General features: G+C 63.4%; 18 protein-coding genes. 4 read left to right on the top strand and 14 right to left on the bottom strand.

The window, feature by feature from the left end; translation table 11 throughout:
• Nucleotides 1-2: 2 nt before the first annotated feature.
• The gene (ccoN, locus tag ACX93L_RS16360; protein ID WP_459405801.1) at nucleotides 3-1631 is read right to left on the bottom strand and encodes a cytochrome-c oxidase, cbb3-type subunit I; all 1629 of its coding nucleotides are present in this window, start codon (nucleotides 1629-1631) and stop codon (nucleotides 3-5) included.
• A gap of 291 nt (nucleotides 1632-1922) precedes the next feature.
• Here ccoN and ACX93L_RS16355 point away from each other — a divergent pair, with 291 nt between their 5' ends.
• Entirely contained in the window at nucleotides 1923-2444 is a 522-nt protein-coding gene (locus ACX93L_RS16355; RefSeq protein ID WP_459405800.1) for a hemerythrin domain-containing protein, read from the top strand.
• A gap of 71 nt (nucleotides 2445-2515) precedes the next feature.
• Here the strand turns inward: ACX93L_RS16355 and ACX93L_RS16350 are convergent, their stop codons facing one another.
• From ACX93L_RS16350 to hemN, 8 genes are all read right to left on the bottom strand, one after another.
• On the bottom strand, nucleotides 2516-3223 hold the full coding sequence (locus tag ACX93L_RS16350) for a PAS domain-containing protein (RefSeq protein WP_459405799.1): 708 nt from the start codon (nucleotides 3221-3223) through the stop codon (nucleotides 2516-2518).
• Between the two features lie 303 nt (nucleotides 3224-3526).
• Nucleotides 3527-4456, bottom strand: a complete 930-nt coding sequence (locus ACX93L_RS16345; protein ID WP_459405798.1) for a lipid A biosynthesis lauroyl acyltransferase — start codon at nucleotides 4454-4456, stop codon at nucleotides 3527-3529.
• Nucleotides 4457-4460: 4 nt separating this feature from the next.
• On the bottom strand, nucleotides 4461-5489 hold the full coding sequence (locus ACX93L_RS16340) for a zinc-binding dehydrogenase (RefSeq protein ID WP_169588212.1): 1029 nt from the start codon (nucleotides 5487-5489) through the stop codon (nucleotides 4461-4463).
• Nucleotides 5490-5551: 62 nt separating this feature from the next.
• Nucleotides 5552-6841 (bottom strand): beta-ketoacyl-ACP synthase, encoded by a 1290-nt coding sequence (locus ACX93L_RS16335; protein WP_459405797.1) that lies wholly within the window; start codon nucleotides 6839-6841, stop codon nucleotides 5552-5554.
• 12 nt (nucleotides 6842-6853) lie between these two features.
• The gene (locus ACX93L_RS16330) at nucleotides 6854-8059 is read right to left on the bottom strand and encodes a beta-ketoacyl-ACP synthase (protein WP_459405796.1); all 1206 of its coding nucleotides are present in this window, start codon (nucleotides 8057-8059) and stop codon (nucleotides 6854-6856) included.
• A gap of 96 nt (nucleotides 8060-8155) precedes the next feature.
• Nucleotides 8156-8629 (bottom strand): hotdog family protein, encoded by a 474-nt coding sequence (locus tag ACX93L_RS16325; RefSeq protein WP_459405795.1) that lies wholly within the window; start codon nucleotides 8627-8629, stop codon nucleotides 8156-8158.
• A gap of 23 nt (nucleotides 8630-8652) precedes the next feature.
• On the bottom strand, nucleotides 8653-8931 hold the full coding sequence (locus ACX93L_RS16320; protein ID WP_003502893.1) for an acyl carrier protein: 279 nt from the start codon (nucleotides 8929-8931) through the stop codon (nucleotides 8653-8655).
• 105 nt (nucleotides 8932-9036) lie between these two features.
• A complete protein-coding gene (hemN, locus tag ACX93L_RS16315; RefSeq protein ID WP_459405794.1) occupies nucleotides 9037-10386 on the bottom strand; it encodes an oxygen-independent coproporphyrinogen III oxidase in 1350 nt (449 codons plus the stop codon).
• Nucleotides 10387-10588: 202 nt separating this feature from the next.
• On the opposite strand from hemN, the gene ACX93L_RS16310 reads away from it, so the two are divergent.
• Entirely contained in the window at nucleotides 10589-11317 is a 729-nt protein-coding gene (locus ACX93L_RS16310; RefSeq protein WP_459405793.1) for a Crp/Fnr family transcriptional regulator, read from the top strand.
• Nucleotides 11318-11466: 149 nt separating this feature from the next.
• Here the strand turns inward: ACX93L_RS16310 and ACX93L_RS16305 are convergent, their stop codons facing one another.
• From ACX93L_RS16305 to cobA, 5 genes are all read right to left on the bottom strand, one after another.
• Nucleotides 11467-11895 (bottom strand): L,D-transpeptidase, encoded by a 429-nt coding sequence (locus tag ACX93L_RS16305; RefSeq protein ID WP_169588223.1) that lies wholly within the window; start codon nucleotides 11893-11895, stop codon nucleotides 11467-11469.
• A gap of 140 nt (nucleotides 11896-12035) precedes the next feature.
• The gene (gene cbiB / locus ACX93L_RS16300) at nucleotides 12036-13019 is read right to left on the bottom strand and encodes an adenosylcobinamide-phosphate synthase CbiB (RefSeq protein ID WP_459405792.1); all 984 of its coding nucleotides are present in this window, start codon (nucleotides 13017-13019) and stop codon (nucleotides 12036-12038) included.
• Nucleotides 13016-14020, bottom strand: coding sequence for a threonine-phosphate decarboxylase CobD (gene cobD, locus ACX93L_RS16295; protein WP_459405791.1), 1005 nt, complete (start codon nucleotides 14018-14020; stop codon nucleotides 13016-13018). Before cobD ends, cbiB begins: the two co-directional genes overlap by 4 nt.
• Nucleotides 14020-15321 (bottom strand): cobyrinate a,c-diamide synthase, encoded by a 1302-nt coding sequence (locus ACX93L_RS16290; protein WP_459405790.1) that lies wholly within the window; start codon nucleotides 15319-15321, stop codon nucleotides 14020-14022. Before ACX93L_RS16290 ends, cobD begins: the two co-directional genes overlap by 1 nt.
• Nucleotides 15318-16160: a uroporphyrinogen-III C-methyltransferase gene (cobA, locus tag ACX93L_RS16285; RefSeq protein WP_459405789.1), complete on the bottom strand. Its 843-nt coding sequence runs from the start codon at nucleotides 16158-16160 to the stop codon at nucleotides 15318-15320. Before cobA ends, ACX93L_RS16290 begins: the two co-directional genes overlap by 4 nt.
• A gap of 92 nt (nucleotides 16161-16252) precedes the next feature.
• Here cobA and ACX93L_RS16280 point away from each other — a divergent pair, with 92 nt between their 5' ends.
• Entirely contained in the window at nucleotides 16253-17383 is a 1131-nt protein-coding gene (locus ACX93L_RS16280) for a cobalt-precorrin-5B (C(1))-methyltransferase (RefSeq protein ID WP_459405838.1), read from the top strand.
• Nucleotides 17373-18056, top strand: coding sequence for a cobalt-precorrin-6A reductase (locus tag ACX93L_RS16275; RefSeq protein ID WP_459405788.1), 684 nt, complete (start codon nucleotides 17373-17375; stop codon nucleotides 18054-18056). Before ACX93L_RS16280 ends, ACX93L_RS16275 begins: the two co-directional genes overlap by 11 nt.
• Nucleotides 18057-18155: the final 99 nt, after the last annotated feature.

Here is an 18155-nt window from a genome sequence, read left to right as displayed (position 1 = left end):
TCTTATTCGGCCGGCTGGACGGCGGCAGGTGCGACAGAGCCCGGGATCGGGGCTTCCTGGCGCTCGTAGCCGAGGATCGTCATGAGCACGTTGTAGGCCATGATGATGCCACCGAGCAGGTACATGCCACCGCCGACGGCGCGCAGGACGTAGTACGGGAACATGGCTGCGACCGATTCGGCGAACGAATAGACCAGGAAGCCCTGCTCGTCGTATTCACGCCACATCAGACCCTGCTGGATACCGGCGACCCACAGAACGGCGGCGTAGACGACGATGCCGAGGGTGGCGAGCCAGAAGTGCCAGTTGACCAGGCGCAGCGAGTAGAGACGGTTGCGGTTCCACAGCTTCGGCGTCAGGTAGTAGACGGCACCGAAGGTGATCATGCCAACCCAGCCGAGTGCGCCGGAGTGAACGTGACCGATGGTCCAGTCGGTGTAGTGGCTGAGCGAGTTGACGGCCTTGATGGACATCATCGGACCTTCGAAGGTCGACATGCCGTAGAAGGCGATCGCGATGACCATCATGCGGACGATCGGGTCGGTACGGATCTTGTCCCAGGCGCCCGAGAGCGTCATCAGACCGTTGATCATGCCGCCCCAGGAGGGCATCCACAGCATGATGGAGAAGACCATGCCGAGGGTCTGGGCCCAGTCCGGCAGAGCGGTGTAGTGCAGGTGGTGCGGGCCGGCCCAGATGTACATGAAGATCAGAGCCCAGAAGTGGATGATCGACAGACGGTAGGAATAGACCGGACGGCCGGACTGCTTCGGAACGAAGTAGTACATCATGCCGAGGAAGCCTGCGGTCAGGAAGAAGCCGACGGCGTTATGGCCGTACCACCACTGGGTGAGCGCGTCCTGAACACCGGAGAAGGCCGAATAGCTCTTCACGCCGAGGAAGGAGACCGGCATCGCCAGGTTGTTGACGATGTGCAGCATCGCGATGGTGACGATGAAGGACAGGTAGAACCAGTTCGCGACATAGATGTGCGATTCCTTCCGGGTCATGATCGTGCCGAGGAAGGTGATCAGATAGGCAACCCAGACGACGGTCAGCCAGAGGTCGACATACCATTCCGGTTCCGCATATTCGCGGCCCGAAGTGATGCCGAGCAGGTAGCCGGTGGCGGCCATGACGATGAAGAGGTTGTAACCCCAGAACACGAACCAGCCGAGCGAACCACCGAACAGGCGTGCGCGCGAGGTGCGCTGGACGACGTAGAAGGAGGTGGCGATCAGCGCGTTACCGCCGAAGGCGAAGATAACGGCGGAGGTGTGCAGCGGACGCATGCGGCCGAAGTTGAACCACGGCTCGATGTTGAGGTCCGGAAAGGCCAACTGCAGCGCCACGACGACGCCGACGAGGAAGCCGACGACGCCCCAGAACACCGTGGCGATCACGCCGTACTTGACGACTTCGTCGAAGTATTCGGACTTGATCTGCTCGGCGGTCTTGGCGTTGACCGGAGCGAACTTCATGCGGCGAAGCATGACGATCGTACCGGCTGTCAGCACGAAGAACGCGACCCACATATGGGCAGCGAACAGGCTGTCGTGGGCAAAAGCGACCCCGAGCAGCGCAGCGAAGGCCAATACGGCCATCACTATTGTTTCTAACGTGTAGTTCATTGTTGGCATCCCCCAACGGCTTGCTGATCACTCACGAAAACATACCCGTACGAGACGGAGAATCCTTTCGCGTCACGTGCAGAATTCGCATTCCGGCCCACAATCCACCTTGATCCAAATCAATGCAAGCGGGGTCTGAATTACGGAATTATGCATTCACACTACCCCTTCTGCGATTTGCCGGACCGGCGCCATGCGTCATCGGCGCGCAGTCGGAAGGGATCTTGAGGCTCGCCGGGAACTTGCGAGGGATCGGGTCCCGGCGGAGACCGATGCGGTGGAGGTGGCGGAATGCACGCAAAGAAAGTGAATAATGGGCCGACCGGCGGGATTGAGCAGTCGCTCGCCAACGGCCAGCAGGACAGCCAGCGCTCGCTCGCCTGGCTTCGCAGAGCACACGAAGAGCAGCTGGCGCTGTGCGGCGAACTGGAAGAGATTGCCGATTCGCTGCCTGCCAGCGTCAACCGGCAGAAATGCATCTACGCGGCCAAGTCACTCGGACCGCTGATCAAGGGCGTGCACCACTATGAGGAGACGGTGCTGTTCCCTTGGCTGGAGACGGCGAACCGGAACGTGGAAAACCTTCGCGACACCCTCGACCGGCTGAAGTTCGAGCATTGCGAGGATGAATGCTTTGCCGAGGAGCTGACCGATGCGCTGCTCAAGCTCGGATCGGGAACGGCGGTGAACATGGAGGCGGTGGGTTATATGCTGCGCGGCTTCTTCGAAGGCATCCGGCGGCATATCGCGTTTGAGCGCGAGCATCTGCTCTACAGCATCCCGGAAGACGCGAAGGTTTCCGGCCACAACTGAGCCGGCCCCGTCATCAAATTTCGGTAAAGAAATCGGCGGCGCTCCTTGGGGCGCCGCTTCTCGTCATTCCCTCAGGCGGCGATCTCGCCGGAGGCGACCTGATTGTCGAGTAGCATCATCACTGCGCCGATGACATCGCCTCGCCCGGTGCGGAGCGGCGTCAGACGACAACGCAGCGGCATGCTGCGGCCGTCCCCGAACGACCAGTAGGAATAATCTCCCTGCTCTCCGGCAAAACAGCGGTCGAGCTGGACTCGCATGCCGTCGCTGACCTGGCCATCTTCAAGGAAATCGAACAGGTTGCGGCCGACAAGTTCCAGCGGCGTCGACTTCAGATAGGCCGCATGGGCAGGATTGGCGTAGAGATACCGGTAGTCGAGCGTCAACACGGCGACGCGATCCGGCAGGCTGTTGAGGATCGACTCGTTCAATAGACCGTCCTCGCCCTGAACACGGGCCTCCAGCGGCACTTCGCCGCGAGAGGACGGCGAACGCCCCTTGTTGGCCGTATTGTCTCCGAAATAGCGATCAAGCAATACGGACAGAACGGCGGCATGTCGCTGCACACAAGAGCGGTCGTCGGCATCCTCCCGGATGAGATTGCTGATGAAACGGAGCTGCAGATGAATCTCGGCGAGATCGGCCGCATGGTAGTCGATGACGGCGGCAATCAGCGGATCCAGCTCGCGATCGAGGAGACGGACCAAGTGATCGTCACCGACGCGGATCGCCTGCTGCAACTGGACATTCTTCAGCGAAACCGCTTCGAAGAGAGGCAACAAACTCGGGTATGGGAAAACTTGAGATGCCACTTTGACAACTACCCTGAATACGCGTGGGAAAAGGTCGACATCGACGGGCGTCCAGAGTGAACGTGCACCAATGCGGCTGTATTAGGGGCAGTTAACATGAATGTTACTCACATTCAATTGCCTAACTTTTGGGGTAGAAAAGCCCTAAAATTGATGCTTGTGAAGTATTTGGGCCGTTTTACGCGCTGAAACGATACCGGTGGCGCTCATAGCGCTTGAGAGGGTGTCCGACAGGCACCCAAGACCCAATAAAAGTCAGGTCCGGCTCTTTCAGAGCTCTTTCTTGATGTTCCAGCGGTCGTGATACCAGAGCCATTGCTCGGGATATTCGCGCACCCAGGCCTCGACTTTGTCGTTCAGATACTGCGCGGTTCCCCGGACGTCGATGCGCCCGTCGGCATCCTTCGGCAGATCGACGCGCGGTTCGATCTCAAGCCGGTAGCGGTTGTTCGGCAGGCGGATGCAGCGAGCCGGATAGACGTCACAGCCGAACTGGCGCACGAGCTTTGCCAGCAGAGGGTTGGTGTGAACGTCGCGGCCGAAAAATTGCGTCGGCTGGCCCTTCTTGAACTTCTGGTCGACGAGCACGCCGACACCCTGCCCCGCTTCCAGCTGGCGGGCAAGCTGGAAGGACGAGCCGGCATGCGAGGGAACGAGGTTGCCCATGCGTGCGCGTCGGAAGTCGAAGACCATGTCGGCGATGTAGGGATTGTTCGGCGGACGGAAGAGCACGGTCACATAAAGGCCGAAGGCGGCCCCGGCGACCGGAAGCATCTCGAAATTGCCGGTATGACCGGTGAAGACGATGAACGGACGCGGATTGTTCAAGAGATCGAGGAAGATCGGTACGCCCGACACCTCGACACGCCCCTCGCCCGGCCGTTCGGGATCGAAATCGAAGAGTTCGTCGAGAAAGACATATTCGGCGAACTGGCGTCCCATGTGTCCCCAGGCGTCAGAGGCGATCTTCTGGATTTCCGCTTCGCTCTTTTCCGGAAAGGCGTTGCGAAGATTGGTCAGCATCAGCCTGTGACGCGACAGCTTCGGTCCGATGAAACGGACCAGCCGGTCGGCGGAATTGATCGCGGCATCGGCCGGCAGAAGCTTCAGAACCTTGAGCAGGACGAGCACCAGCTTCGCCACCAGCCATTGCGGGAAGCGGCGAAACGCCAGGACGATCTTGGTGACGACCTGCCTCAAGCGATCAATCCATCCGCAGGATGATCTTGCCGAAGACCTGGCGGCCTTCCATGCGCAGCAGGGCGCGATCGATATCCTCGAGGCTGACCTCGGTATCGATCACCGGATGGACGAGACCGCGCGCCATCTTCTGCATGGCATTCGCCATGTTCTCCATGCGGCAGCCGAAGGAACCGAAAAGCTTCAGCTGCTGCTGGAAGAGCATCATCAGGTTGATGTCGGTGGAGACGCCGGACGTCGAACCGCAGGTGACCAGGCGGCCGCCGCGCTTCAGCACGAACATCGAGCCCGCCCAGGTATCCTTGCCGACGTGTTCGAAGACGACGTCCACGCCCTTCTTCTTGGTGATCTTGCGCACCACGCCCTCGAAACGGTCAGTGCGGTAGTTGATGACGTGATCGGCGCCGAGCGCCTTGGCCGGCTCGATCTTGTCGTCGGAACCGACGGTGGTGATGACCGTGCAGCCGATCTTCTTTGCAAGCTGAATCGCGGCGGTGCCGATGCCGGACCCGCCGGCATGGACCAGGATGGTTTCGCCGGATTCCAGCTTCGCGTTGTCGAACAGCATGTGCTCGACCGTGCCGAAGGTGACAGGCGCCAGCGCCGCGCCGACCGCATCGACGCCGGGCGGTGCCGGAACCAGCAGGCGCGCCGGCAGGTTGATCTTTTCCTGGGCGAAGCCGTCGAGATGGAAGCCGTGCACGCCGCCGACGTTTTCGCAAAGATTGTCGCGGCCCTCGCGGCAGGGCTTGCAGAGTCCGCAGGTGCGCGCACCGTAAACGGCGGCAAGCTGACCCGGAAGAATGTTGCCGACACCCGGACCGATCGCCTCGACCACACCGGAGGCTTCTGCGCCAATGGTCAACGGCATCTTGCGCTTGGCAAACGCCATGCCGCGCCAGCCCCAGACATCGATGTGGTTCAGCGCCACGGCTTTGACGCGCAGGGTCACCTCGCCCGGGCCGGGTGCATCCGGTTCCGGGATATCAACGATTTCGAGCTTGCGATCATCGACGAGTTGAAGTGCGCGCATAAGGTCTATCCTCGCGCCCCGAGGGCGCTCAATTCAAGGTAAAGGGACTAGAGAACCGTCGCTTAAGCCGGTTCACGCGTCATGACAAGGCTGGCGTTCTGGCCGCCGAAGCCGAAGGAGTTCGACAGGACGGCCGAAACCTCCGCCTCTCGCTTCACGTTCGGCACCACGTCCAGCACGATCGCCGGATCCGGATTGACGTAGTTGATGGTCGGCGGGATCGTGCCGGTCAGCATGGTCTGGATGGAAAAGACCGCTTCGACGGCGCCGGCCGCCGTCAGCGTGTGGCCGATCATCGACTTGTTGGACGAGACCGGGATCCTGTCCTTCAGCTGCTCACCGAACACCGAGAGCATGGCCCCGTATTCCATCTTGTCGTTTTCCGGCGTCGAAGTGCCGTGGGCGTTGATGTAGCCGATCTGCTCTTCCGAGAGGCCGGCGTCGTCGAGTGCCGCGTGGATCGTGGCGATCGCCGGTCCACCGTCCGGCGACGAACGGGTACGGTGGAAATGGTCGGCCTTCTCGCCGCAACCCTTCATCACGCCGAGCACGCGCGCGCCGCGGGCGATCGCCGATTCCAGCGATTCCAGCACGAGGGTGGCCGCACCTTCGGCGATGACGAAGCCGTCACGGTCCTTGCTGAACGGCTTGGAGGCCTTTTCCGGCGGATCGTTCTGGGTCGAGAGGGCGGACAAAAGCGCAAAGCGGATCAGCGCCTCAGCGCTGACCGAGCCATCCGTCGCCACCGTCAGGGCGCGATCGGTGCGGCCCTGGCGGATCGCCTCGACGCCAAGCTGGATCGCCGTTGCACCGGAGGCACAGGCAGTCGACAGCGTCACGGGAAGGCCGCGCGTGCCAAACCTGTCCGAAAGGCGCTCGGAGATCGAACCGAACTGCACCGCCTCCATGAAAACCGGATCGGCCTTGGCGCGCATGGCGGCGAGCAGGCGATGATAGGCGTGGCCCTCGTTCTCTTCCGGCGGAATGCGTTCAGCGAGACGGAAGCGGTCGTCCCACTCCGGTTCGACCGGCGGTGCGGCGAGGAAAAGAGGTCCGTCGAAATCACCCGACAGGCCGGCCTGGGCGAGCGCCTCGATGGTGGTCTCGCGCGCCATCGCATAGGAACGGTCGACCGCGTTGACCGCCGGCAGATCGATGAAATCGACGGTGCCGCTGATGCGGGTATTGAGACCCTCGGTAGGGAAACGGGTAATCTTGTGGATACCCGAGACGCCGCCGGTGAGCTTTTCCCAATTGTCGGTGAGTCCCTGGCCGAGCGAGGTGATGACGCCCATGCCGGTCACGGCGACAATCGGGCGGCCCAGATGATCCTTGAAGCGAGATTCAGTCATGGTCCTGTCTCCTCACGCCTCGGCCGTCAGGTGCGCAAGGCCCTCGCCGCGCACATATCCGACCGTGGTCACCACGGCATCCGTCGCCGGTGCTGCCATGACCGTTTCATTTTTGTCGTCAAAGGCAGGAACAACCGCCTTGCTGTCCAGCGCCAACGCCGCAAGCGCGAGGCCCAGCGGGAACTGAGCCTCGAGCGCATGGCCGGTCACGCCGCCGAAGCCGCGCACGACCGAACCGGGGAAAACCTCGCCAAGAACGGCCTTTTCGCGCTCCGAAAGCGCATGCAAGCCGCTCGCGCCCGACAGGACGAGCGTGCCTTGGTGGGCTTCGCCGGCAACCGAAGCGGCCATGCGCTTCAGGCGCTTTTCGAGCCCGCCGTCGTCGCGCCGTCCGCGATCGCCCTCGATGGCGTCAATCGACGCATAGATGTGGGTGCCGCGCGCCTCGGCATGGGCACGGGATTCGAGCATTAGGAAGGCGCCGACGGTGCCGAGCATCATGCCGCCGCCCTTGCCCGAGCCGCGCTGCCAGAGAGGTTGCCAGTCACCGGTCGCGTGGGCCTGGATGCCCTCGACGAGCAGGAAGATATCGTCTCGATCGGCAACGAATGCACCGCCGACCAGCGTATGGGTGGACTGGCCCGCGCGGATGCGGGCGAAAGCGGTTTCCACGGCCGAAATGCCGGCAGCTTCTTCACCCATGAAGGTGCGCGAGGAGCCGGTCACCTTGTGAACGATCGAGATGTTGCCAGCCATCAGGTTGGACAGCTGGGCAAGGAACAGCGTCGGGCGGAGCTCGGTGGTCAGCTTCTCGTTGACCAGCTGGGCGCGGTCGTTACGCTTCAGGCCCTCGTCAACGATGATCGTGTCGACGTTCACGTCGCGCTCGCCACCACCGGCGGCAACGATCATGTCCATGGTCGAACAGGCTTCCAGATTGTCCTTCAGCCCCGCATCGTCCAGCGCCAGACCCGCCGCATAAACGCCGAGGCGCTGCCAGTTTTCCATCTGGCGCTGATCGCCGCGCTTGGCGATCTGCTGGGACCAGTCGATCTCCGGCATCGGGTGGATCGGATAAGGCTTGAACTTCTCCACCTCGACGACGGGCGTCGGCGCCCTGGACGAAGACAAAAGAGCGAGGTGCGGTTCCTTGCCGGTCCCGTGGCACGTCACGATGCCGATACCGGTAATCACCACATCATTGGGCTTCTTGACCATCTTACATCCTCTCGCCGGAGCGTTTCCGGCGCAGCGAGCCGCGGCAGTTCGGTCGGCCCGCATCCGTCAACAACGAAAAGCCACCCGCAGGCAGGATCAGCGGGCGGCGGCAATGGCCTCGACGAGGCCGATTTCTGTGGCACGCTTGCGCACGATGTCGGCAAGCGGCACTTCGCTGAACGGCATGGTCCGCAGTTTCAACTGCGCGTCGCAGACCTTCTTGCCCGACGACGAGATCCTTGCCTTCGTCACAGCGAAGCCGGAGCCGTCGTGTTCCAGCTCGGCCTCGATGTCAAGAGCCGCACCCGGCTCCACGAAGGTTCGCATCTTCGCGCCGTCGACAGACATCAGGAACGGCATCACGGAAAAGTCCTTGACCGCGAGCAGCAGCATGCCGGAGGCCTGCGCCATCGTCTCGATCAGGAGCACGCCCGGGACAAGCGGCATTCCGGGAAAATGGCCTTCAAAGACCGGGCTCTTTTCCGGCACGACCGACCGGGCCTTGAGCGTGCCAAGGCCGAGGTCCAGCGCCTCGACCCTGTCAATCATCTGGAAGTATTCGAGCAGCATTGAGACCTCCGCCCCGAGGCGGATCAGCCCTTGGCTGCCCGCAGCTCGTCGATCTTGGCGCAGAGGTTCTTCAGGACGAAGTACTCCTCGGTCGAAACCTTGCCTTCGTTGACTTCCTGCGTCCACTGCTCGAGCGGGATCTTGATGCCGAATTCCTTGTCGATCGCAAAGACGATGTCGAGGAAGTCGAGGCTATCGATGCCGAGGTCATCAATCGTGTGGCTTTCCGGCGTAATCGTCTCGCGGTCGATTTCGCTGGTTTCAGCAATGATGTCGGCAACTTTGTCGAATGTAGCGGTCACGCCAATTACCTCATGTGTCTAAAATCTGAGTTCCACATAGGGAAAACTGTTTTAAAAGCCAATGGCAAGTTTGAGCGACTGCAAAATTTGGCGCCGAAGTGTTGCTCAAACAGCAATTGAATGGCGGCCCTTTCCGGTGGCTAGGTAACTGTCGAACACCGCGGCCACGCTGCGGGCAAACGGCCGACCGGCCTGCGTCAGGCGGAACTCGTCGCCGGAAATCTCGCAAATTCCGTCCGGATTCGAGGCCGAGAACTGCCGCGCCTCGGCAATGACGGTCTCGCCGATTTGGGGAAAGAGCGCCCTGACGGTCGCGAAGGAAAAGGCGAAGCGGCACATGATCTCCTCGATCACGTGGGCGCGCAGCCGGTCGTCGGCGGAAAGTTCGATACCGCGCACCGCGGTCAGTCCGCCTGCATCAGCCATCTTCTGGTACTCGCCGGTCGCCGGCATGTTCTGCACATAGCCCTGCGGCAGCTGCCCGATGGAGGAGGCGCCGAAACCGATCAGCGCCTCGGCGGCATCGTCGGTGTAACCCTGGAAATTGCGGCGGAGACGGCCATTGCGGGCGGCAACGGCGAGACGGTCGTCGGGCTTCGCAAAGTGGTCGATGCCGATCGGCTCGTAGCCGGCGGCAACAAGCATGTCGGCGGCACGGCTCATCTGGTCGAAGCGGGTTTCGACATCCGGAAGCGCCTCTTCCGGAATCATCGTCTGGTGCTTCTTCATCCACGGCACATGGGCGTAGCCGAAGAGCGCGATGCGGTCGGGCGAGAGCGAGACGATGTCGTTGACCGTCGCCTCCAGCGTTTCCATCGTCTGGTAGGGCAAGCCGTAGAGAATGTCGCAATTGACCGAGTGGACACCGCGAGCCCGGACAGCATCGACGACCGACCTGGTCTGTTCGAATGTCTGGATGCGGTTGATGGTCTTCTGCACCTTCGGATCGAAATCCTGCACGCCGAGGCTCGCACGGGTCATGCCGATCGCCGCCAGCGCATCGTAGCGCGGCTCATCGAGGTCGTTCGGATCCATCTCGACGCTGATCTCGGCATCGGCACGGAAATCGAAGGCGGCGCGGAACGCCCGCATCAGATCGATCATGTCCTCCGGCTTCAGCATGGTCGGCGAGCCGCCGCCAAAGTGAAGGGCCGAGACCTTCGCGTCGCGGCTGACGAGACTGCCGACCTTGGCGATCTCCCGCTTCAGCGATTCGAGATAGCTCGTGATCGGCTCGTATTTCAGCGTGTGCTTGGTATGGCAGGCGCAGAACCAGCAGAGGCGATCGCAATACGGAATGTGCACGTAGAGCGACAAATCGTGCTCCGCGCCCAGTTCCCCGAGCCATTGCGTATATTTGCCGCAGTCCACGCCTTCATGAAAATGCGGCGCCGTCGGGTAGCTCGTGTATCGTGGGACAGAGCCGGAATACTTGGCCAGCAAGGGGTTTCGCATGTCATACGCCGCTTTTCAGATGGATGTTCATAGCCTTTTGAATAACCCCGCAGGCATGGTCTGCCTTTGACTTCGATCAATTTATAGGTAGATTTGCGTAGCTGTACGCATTCGAGCGTGGAGGGAGTCGGAACCCGGCATCGGGACCTGCGAATTCCTCACTTGACCTATGGCCAGTTTGGCGTCAGACGGGATCAACATCATGGACGCGCACAAGAAACATACGGGCGAATGCGAAGCGCCCACGGTCTGCAAAGCCTGCGAGGCCCGCCACGGCGGCATCTGCGCGGCGCTCACCGCAAGCCAGTTGGTCGAGCTCAACAAGCACTCCACCCGCCGCAAGGTCGAACCCGGCAACGAGGTGATCGGCCAGGGTGAGCGCGTCGGCAGCTACAGCAACATTCTCAACGGCGTGGTGAAGCTTTCCAAGATGATGGCGGATGGCCGCCAGCAGATCGTCGGACTGCAGTTCGCTCCCGACTTCCTCGGCCGCCCCTTCCTGAGCGAAAGCTCGGTCACCGCCGAAGCCGCGACCGAGACGGAAATCTGTTCCTTCCCGCGGCCGCTGGTCGACCGCATGGTCGGCGAGGCACGGGATCTCGAACGCAAGCTGCATTCGCAGTCGCTCAAGGAACTCGACGAAGCGCGCGACTGGATGCTGACGCTCGGCCGCAAGACGGCGCAGGAAAAGGTCGCGAGCTTCCTGTACCTGATCGCTACCCATATCGATCCGGAAAAGAGCGGCAACACGACGACCTTCGACCTGCCGCTTTCACGCGCAGACATTGCGGACTTCCTGGGCCTCACGATCGAGACGGTAAGCCGCCAGATGACGAAGCTTCGCAAGGACGGCATCATCATCATCGAAAACAACCGGCATGTGATCGTTCCCGACGCACGCCGCCTGCGCTATGCGGCCGGCAACGATTGACGTCACCGGCCGCACGGCCCCATTCACCCCCAAGAGATAAGCGACTCGGCCAGAGCGTTCCTGTTTTCCGAAGCTGAGGAAGCGCTCTGTCTCCTTGTTTCTACACAATTCTAACAGGAAAGCCGCTTCACGCCTTTCCTGAAATTGCTTCAGCGCGTCACGATGATCTTCGTATTGCCGAGGCCATTGGCGGTGGCCATGGAGAAGAACTGTGCCGCATTGTCCGGATGCAGCCGCACGCAACCGTGCGACGCCGGCCGACCAAGGCGCTTCAAATCGAAAGTTGCGTGAACGGCATAGCCTCCGTTGAAGAAAATTGCGTAAGGCATCGGCGCATTGTCATACTTGCGCGACCGGTGGTTCTTCGAAGCCCATTTGGCCTTGTAGTTGCCGAGCGGCGTGACATATCCCTTGCGTGCGGTCGAAACCTTCCAGCGATACTTGACGATGCCGTTCTGCGATACGGTCATGGTCTGCTGCGAAATGCTGACCTTGGCGACAAGATTGCTGGCTTCCGCCACGAGTGGCTGGATCTGAAGGCATAGAAAGGCCGAGGCGGCCAGAATGAACTTGCGCATGATGTCCCCTGGTTCTTGTTTGCCGCGTTGTCCGAGGCGCTTGACTGGGGACACTGTAGTATAAATCCGAATATAGGCGATTAAGCAAAAAGGAAAATATTGCTTTAACGCGATCGCATGGGGCTGGGGCGCCGGAAGGACTAGACGAGTAGCGCGGCGGCGAGCATCAAGGCGGCAAGAACGCCCAGCGCGGTGCAGGCGCCATAGAAAAATTCGACGCCGTTTTCGATGTCGCCGGCCGTTGCAACCGCCCGGCCCGATCCGTTGATCATCGGCTCGCTCACCCGCTGGCCAGCGTAGATACGGGGGCCGGTCAGCTGGATGTCGAGCGCTCCGGCCATGGCCGCCTCCGGCCAGCCGGAATTCGGCGAGCGGTGGAGACCCGAATCGCGCAGCGTCACGGAAATCGCCCTGCGGGCGGCACCGCCCCCCTGAAGGATCAAAGCCGCGGCGGCCACGAGGAGGCTCGACAAGCGGGCCGCCGGCCAGTTGGCAAGGTCGTCCAGCCGGGCGGACGCCCAGCCGAAATGGAGATAGCGCTCGTTCTTGTGGCCGATCATCGAATCGGCGGTGTTGAGCATCTTGTAGACCAGGATGCCCGGCAGGCCGCACAGAGCGTACCAGAAGGCCGGCGCCACCACGCCGTCGGCGAAATTTTCGGCCAGACTTTCAATCGCCGCCCGGCAGACCGCCGGTTCATCGAGCGTTTCCGGGTCGCGTCCGACGATCAGGGCGACGGCCCGTCGGCCCCCGGCGAGACCTTCGCTCCGCAAGCCGGCAGCCACGGCGCCGACATGGTCGCCGAGGCTCTTCTGCGCCAGGAAAACCGCGACGACGATTACTTCGAGGACGAAGCCTACCGGGCCGAGATGGTGGAAGATGTCCGAAAGAACGTCGCCGACCAGGGCAGAAGCGGCAAGCAGCGCGACAATCGCCAGCACGCCGTGGCCGCGGCGTCGGCTCGCCGACAGATCGTCTCCGTTAAGGTGGCGATCCAGAACCGAGATCGCCTTGCCGAAGACTACGACCGGATGGGGCAGCCGGGCCCAGAGGGCGGGCGGGTCGCCCACGAGGCGATCGAGCACCAGGGCGATCAAGAGAACGGCAGGAATCCAGACGCTCAATTCCGCCTCCAGTCTGCAAGGGCCGCCGCGAGCCGCGCATCCCCGTCGGCATCGGGCGCAAGGCCGAAGCGCAGCCAGGTCGGAGCATAGTCGAACTTGCGGGTCAGGATGCGCGCGCGGCAGAGATGCTCATGCAATTCACCCGCACGGGAATCGGTCACCAGCGCGAAAAGCCGGGTGGAACCCTCGACCGTCAGACCGGCGGCGGAGAGGGCCGACCCGAGCCCGGCGCGACGCTCCTCGATCACGCGGCGCAGGGGAGCCGGATCCCGGCCGAAAAGATCGGCGGCGACCGAAAGCGCGGGACCAGACACGGCCCAGGGGCCGAGCCAGTCGGCAAAGCGCTCGAGCATGTCCTCAGGGGCAACGACGAAGCCGAGGCGAATGCCGGCATAACCGAAGAACTTTCCGAACGATCGGAAGACGACGAGATTGGACCGCGTCTCCACCGCATCGACAAGGCTTGCCGCCGGGTCGCAGTCGCCGAAGGCTTCGTCGACGACGAGAAGGCCACCCTCGCCCGCCAGCCGGTCGGCCAACGCAAGCAGTTCCTCGCGGGGATAGAGTCTGCCGGTCGGATTGTTGGGATTGACGACGACCACCAAGTCGCTTGCCGGAGCGACAGCGTCGGGCGTTTCGGGCCGATCGACGGCGAAACCGTTCAACGAGAGCACGCTGCCGTATTCGCCATAGGTCGGCGACACGACCGCGACACGGGCGCCGGGACTGACCAGCCGCGGCAGCAACTGGATGACCGACTGGGTACCCGGGACCGGCAAGGGCAGGATGTCGCCGGAGCCATAGAAGCCCCGGGCGGCCTGGCGGGCGCGGGTCACCAGATCCTGGTCGGGAAGCCGGTGCCAGACGCGGTCGGCGATCTCTGGCAGAGCGGGCGGGCACGGGTTGAGACCGGTCGACAGATCGAGCCAGTCTTCCGGGCGTCCGCCGTATAGGGCCGCGGCGGCGCCGATGCCGCCTCCATGGGCGATCCTGCCGCTCATCAGTCTTCGCCCCTTACGTCAATGAGGTGCATGTAGGAGCCCGCGACAGTGCCGCGCCTCAGGCCAACCTCTCCGAGCGACAGTCCAAGCGCATCTTCCGCGCGGAACAACCGGTCGGCTTTACCTTCGGACACGATCGAGGCGTAATGAAACTCGTGCGCGGTGAGCGGCATCGAAAAGAAACTGTCATCGACCGGCCGCAGGCGCCGGTAGCCGAGGTGGCGCTTGCGAGCCGCATAGCTGGTGACAACGGGAAGCAGGCCGAGCATCGGGTGGCTATTGCCCTCACCGTCGATGATCGCCTCGCCGAGCGTCATGTAGCCGCCGCACTCCCCGTAGATCCGGGCGCCGCGCCCTGCCGCGGACAGCATGCCGGCGCGAAAATTTTCGGCCGCAGACAGCTGACCGGCATGGAGCTCCGGATAACCGCCCGGCAGATAGACGGCATCCGCATCCAACACCGGCGCCTCGTCGGCGAGCGGGGAAAAGAAGGTGATCTCGGCCCCCTCGCCGCGCCAGCCGGACAATAGGTGTTCGTAGCAGAAGGCAAACGCCATATCGCGGGCGATGGCGATCCGGCGGCCGAATGGCGGCAGGACCGCAACACGGTCCTTGCCGACGGGCCGCAGAACACCCGCAGCCGAAACCAGCGCGTCGAGATCAAAGCCTGCGGCGACCGCCGCGGCGGCACGCTCGATGAAGGCTTCCAGTTCGGCATGCTCGCCGGCCTGGACGAGGCCGAGGTGTCGCTCGGGAAGATGCAAGGCGGGATCCGATCGCAGGACGCCGAAGACCGGCATTCCGATCCTGTCCAGCGCATCCCGCAGCATCGTCTCGTGGCGATCGCTGCCGACCCGATTGAGGATCACGCCGGCGACATGGGTGTCGGCGCGGAAACCGGCGAAGCCCTTCACCAGCGCCGCGACCGAATGCGAGGTCTTGGCGCAGTCGACGACCAGCACCACCGACAGGCCGAGCAAGGCCGCAAGGTCCGCCGGCGCGCCGCTGCCGTCGGCGGCACCGTCGAACAGCCCCATCATCGCCTCGACGACGAGAAGACGGCCGCCAGCGCCGTGGCTCACGGCATTCGCGCTCAGCAATGCGGAACGCATGGCCCAGGGATCGAGATTGATGCAAGACTCGCCGCTCGCGGCGGCGTGGAAAGCGGGATCGATGTAGTCAGGACCGGCCTTGCCCGGGGCAATTGCCAATCCACGATTGCGCAGGGCCCTCAAAAGACCGAGCGTCACGGTCGTCTTGCCGGCTCCCGAAGACGACGCCGCGATCAGCAGGCCCTTCATGCGCTGTCCTTCGTCTCGCCGGTGGCGAAAGGATCGGGCAGAAGCCTGCGGCCGGAGAGTGCGCCCAGCCAATCGAGCGACGGCCGAAGCCTTACGACTTCGCCGACCACGACGATCGCCGGCGGCTCGAGACCGGAGGCCGCGACATCGACCTCGGCGCGTCCGAGCGTGGTTTCCAGCACCTTCTGGGCCGCGGTTGCCGCATCGCAGACAAAGGCGACCGGTTCATCCGGCGAACGGCCGGCTGCAATCAAGTTGGCGCTGATGGTGCCGATGTGCTTCATCGCCATGTACATGACGATCACCGGAGAACCGCGGCCGATCGCTTCCCAGTCGATCCGGTCTGGCACGACGCCGGAGGAATCATGACCGGTCAGGAAGGTGACGGCATGGTTGATCTCGCGGTGGGTGACCGGGATGCCGGCATAGGCCAGCCCGCCGATGCCCGCCGTGATGCCCGGCACGATGCGGAACGGTATGCCATGGTCGATGAGGGTCAGAGCTTCCTCGCCGCCGCGACCGAAGACGAAGGGATCGCCCCCCTTGAGGCGGAGCACTTTCTGTCCGACCTTGGCCAGTTCAACGAGCCGCAGCGAGATGTCACGCTGGCGGGCCGACGGCTTACCGCCACGCTTGCCAGCATATTCGAGAACGGCACCGGGCCGCGCGAGCTTCAGGCAATCCTCGTTGACCAGGGCATCGTGGACGATCACGTCGGCTTCGGACAGTGCCTTGGCGACCAAGAGGGTCAGGAGACCCGGGTCGCCCGGGCCGGCACCGGCCAGCCAGACATGGCCGGGACTGATCGACGGAAGCTCGGAGAAAGTTGAAAACGTCATGATCCTGCTCTAGGCTCCGCATGGCGAAAATGCAATCGCCGAGGGCGCTCAACGCGCTTTCGGTGCGCCCCGCTCTCGCCTATAACGGGGACATGACCAAGGCGACCGCATCCGTTCCCCCCGAAGCCCCGAGCGACCGTGCCGAGAAGCCGGAAGGCACGCTCAGGACCGGCTGGACGACCGGCGCCTGCGCGACGGCCGCCACCAAGGCGGCGCTCACCGCGCTGATCACCGGAGACTTCCCCGACCCGGTCAGCATCCGCCTGCCGCGCGGCCAGGAACCGGCCTTCGCGCTGGCGCTCGAGGCCCTCGGCGACGGCTATGCGATGGCCGGCATCGTCAAGGATGCCGGCGATGATCCGGATGTGACGCATGGGGCGACCGTAGTCGCCTCGGTGCGGCCCTTGCCGCCCGGAAGCGGTATCCGCTTTGCTGCGGGCGACGGGGTCGGCACCGTCTCCCGCCCGGGTTTGCCGATCGCGGTCGGCGAACCGGCGATCAATCCCGTTCCCCGCGCGATGATGACCGGCGTGGTCGAAGAGCTCTGCGGCGCACACGGGCTGCCGGCCGACGTGGAGATCACCATTTCGATTCCCGGCGGCGAAACGATCGCGGCGCAGACGTGGAACCCGCGGCTCGGGATCGTCGGCGGACTTTCCGTGCTCGGCACGACGGGCGTCGTCAATCCGTTTTCCTGCGCCGCCTGGATCCACTCCATCCATCGCGGCATCGACGTGGCACGGGCGGAAGGCATGACGCATGTGCTCGGCGCGACAGGCTCGACGTCGGAAAAGGCCGCGCAAGCGCTGCACGGCCTGCCGGACGGTGCGCTGCTCGACATGGGCGATTTCGCCGGCGGGCTGCTCAAATATCTGAGGGCACACCCTGTTCCCCGCCTGACGATCGCCGGCGGTTTCGCCAAGATGGCCAAACTCGCCCAAGGGGCGCTCGACCTGCATTCGTCGCGCAGCCAGGTCGACAACGCCTTCCTCGCCGGCCTGATCGACGACGCGGCGCTCTCCCCTAGAGTCAGGGAGCAGATGCTCGACGCGAACACTGCGTTAGAACTATATGAATTAGCAAAGGAAAATGAAATAGACATCGCGGCATCCGTTGCCGCCGCGGCGCGGCAGGCTGCCCTCGACACCCTGCGTGGCGCCGACGTGGCGGTCGACGTCGTCGTGACCGACCGCCAGGGGAAGATCATCGCCCATGCCGTCTGAGCGTCCGGAGACGATCCTGATCCTCGGCGGTACCGCCGAGGCATTCCGGCTGGCCGAACACATGACGGCGAACGGCGGTACGCGTGTCATCACCTCGCTCGCCGGCCGAACCCGCGAACCGGTGCTGCCGCCAGGCGAGGTGCGGATCGGTGGGTTCGGCGGGGCAGACGGCCTCGTCACCTACATTCGCGAAAACCACGTGACGCGGATCATCGACGCAACCCATCCCTTCGCACGGAGGATTTCGGAAAACGCCATCCGCGCGGCCGCGGAGACCGGGGTCACGCTGGAGCACTTCGTGCGGCCCGGCTGGCAGCGCCAGCGCGGTGATCGGTGGCAGGAGGTTTCGACGCTTGCGGATGCGGCCTATGCGCTGCCTTCGGGTGCCGTCGTGTTTCTCGCGCTGGGGCGGCAGCATCTCGACGCATTCTCGAACCGCGTCGACTGCCGGTTCGTCATCCGCATGGTCGACGAGCCGGCAGGGCCGCTCGCTTTCGCCGACTATGCCCTGATCCTCGGAAAGCCCTCGGAGGATCCGACCCGCGAGGCGGATCTCTTTTCCGCCCACGGGATCACGCATCTCGTCTGCCGCAACTCCGGTGGCGCCGCGGGCTACGGCAAGATCGCCGCGGCCCGGGAGATGGGTCTGTACGTGGTGATGATCAACCGCTGATCGATAGCGTTTCAGTTTTCCACGCGGTCACGCGGGCGCCCGGTCTCCCGGTTCCCCGCCATTCCTGACGGAAAACGTTTCCCCGTTTTTTCGTGAAGT

It is taken from the genome of Rhizobium sp. CAU 1783, assembly GCF_054551725.1.
The sequence above is the reverse complement of the archived record's forward strand: the minus strand, read 5'-3'. Positions and strand labels throughout refer to the sequence as shown.

Excerpts from the sequence above, each read along its gene's own strand:
- ACX93L_RS16290 (WP_459405790.1), bottom strand. The coding sequence starts at position 15,321 with ATGAAGGGCCTGCTGATCGCGGCGTCGTCTTCGGGAGCCGGCAAGACG.
- ACX93L_RS16280 (WP_459405838.1), top strand. The coding sequence starts at position 16,253 with ATGACCAAGGCGACCGCATCCGTTCCCCCCGAAGCCCCGAGCGACCGT.
- ACX93L_RS16330 (WP_459405796.1), bottom strand. The coding sequence starts at position 8,059 with ATGGTCAAGAAGCCCAATGATGTGGTGATTACCGGTATCGGCATCGTG.
- ccoN (WP_459405801.1), bottom strand. The coding sequence starts at position 1,631 with ATGAACTACACGTTAGAAACAATAGTGATGGCCGTATTGGCCTTCGCT.
- ACX93L_RS16310 (WP_459405793.1), top strand. The coding sequence starts at position 10,589 with ATGGACGCGCACAAGAAACATACGGGCGAATGCGAAGCGCCCACGGTC.
- ACX93L_RS16340 (WP_169588212.1), bottom strand. The coding sequence starts at position 5,489 with ATGCGCGCACTTCAACTCGTCGATGATCGCAAGCTCGAAATCGTTGAT.
- ACX93L_RS16275 (WP_459405788.1), top strand. The coding sequence starts at position 17,373 with ATGCCGTCTGAGCGTCCGGAGACGATCCTGATCCTCGGCGGTACCGCC.
- ACX93L_RS16355 (WP_459405800.1), top strand. The coding sequence starts at position 1,923 with ATGCACGCAAAGAAAGTGAATAATGGGCCGACCGGCGGGATTGAGCAG.
- cobA (WP_459405789.1), bottom strand. The coding sequence starts at position 16,160 with ATGACGTTTTCAACTTTCTCCGAGCTTCCGTCGATCAGTCCCGGCCAT.
- hemN (WP_459405794.1), bottom strand. The coding sequence starts at position 10,386 with ATGCGAAACCCCTTGCTGGCCAAGTATTCCGGCTCTGTCCCACGATAC.
- ACX93L_RS16335 (WP_459405797.1), bottom strand. The coding sequence starts at position 6,841 with ATGACTGAATCTCGCTTCAAGGATCATCTGGGCCGCCCGATTGTCGCC.
- cobD (WP_459405791.1), bottom strand. The coding sequence starts at position 14,020 with ATGAGCGGCAGGATCGCCCATGGAGGCGGCATCGGCGCCGCCGCGGCC.
- ACX93L_RS16305 (WP_169588223.1), bottom strand. The coding sequence starts at position 11,895 with ATGCGCAAGTTCATTCTGGCCGCCTCGGCCTTTCTATGCCTTCAGATC.
- ACX93L_RS16325 (WP_459405795.1), bottom strand. The coding sequence starts at position 8,629 with ATGCTGCTCGAATACTTCCAGATGATTGACAGGGTCGAGGCGCTGGAC.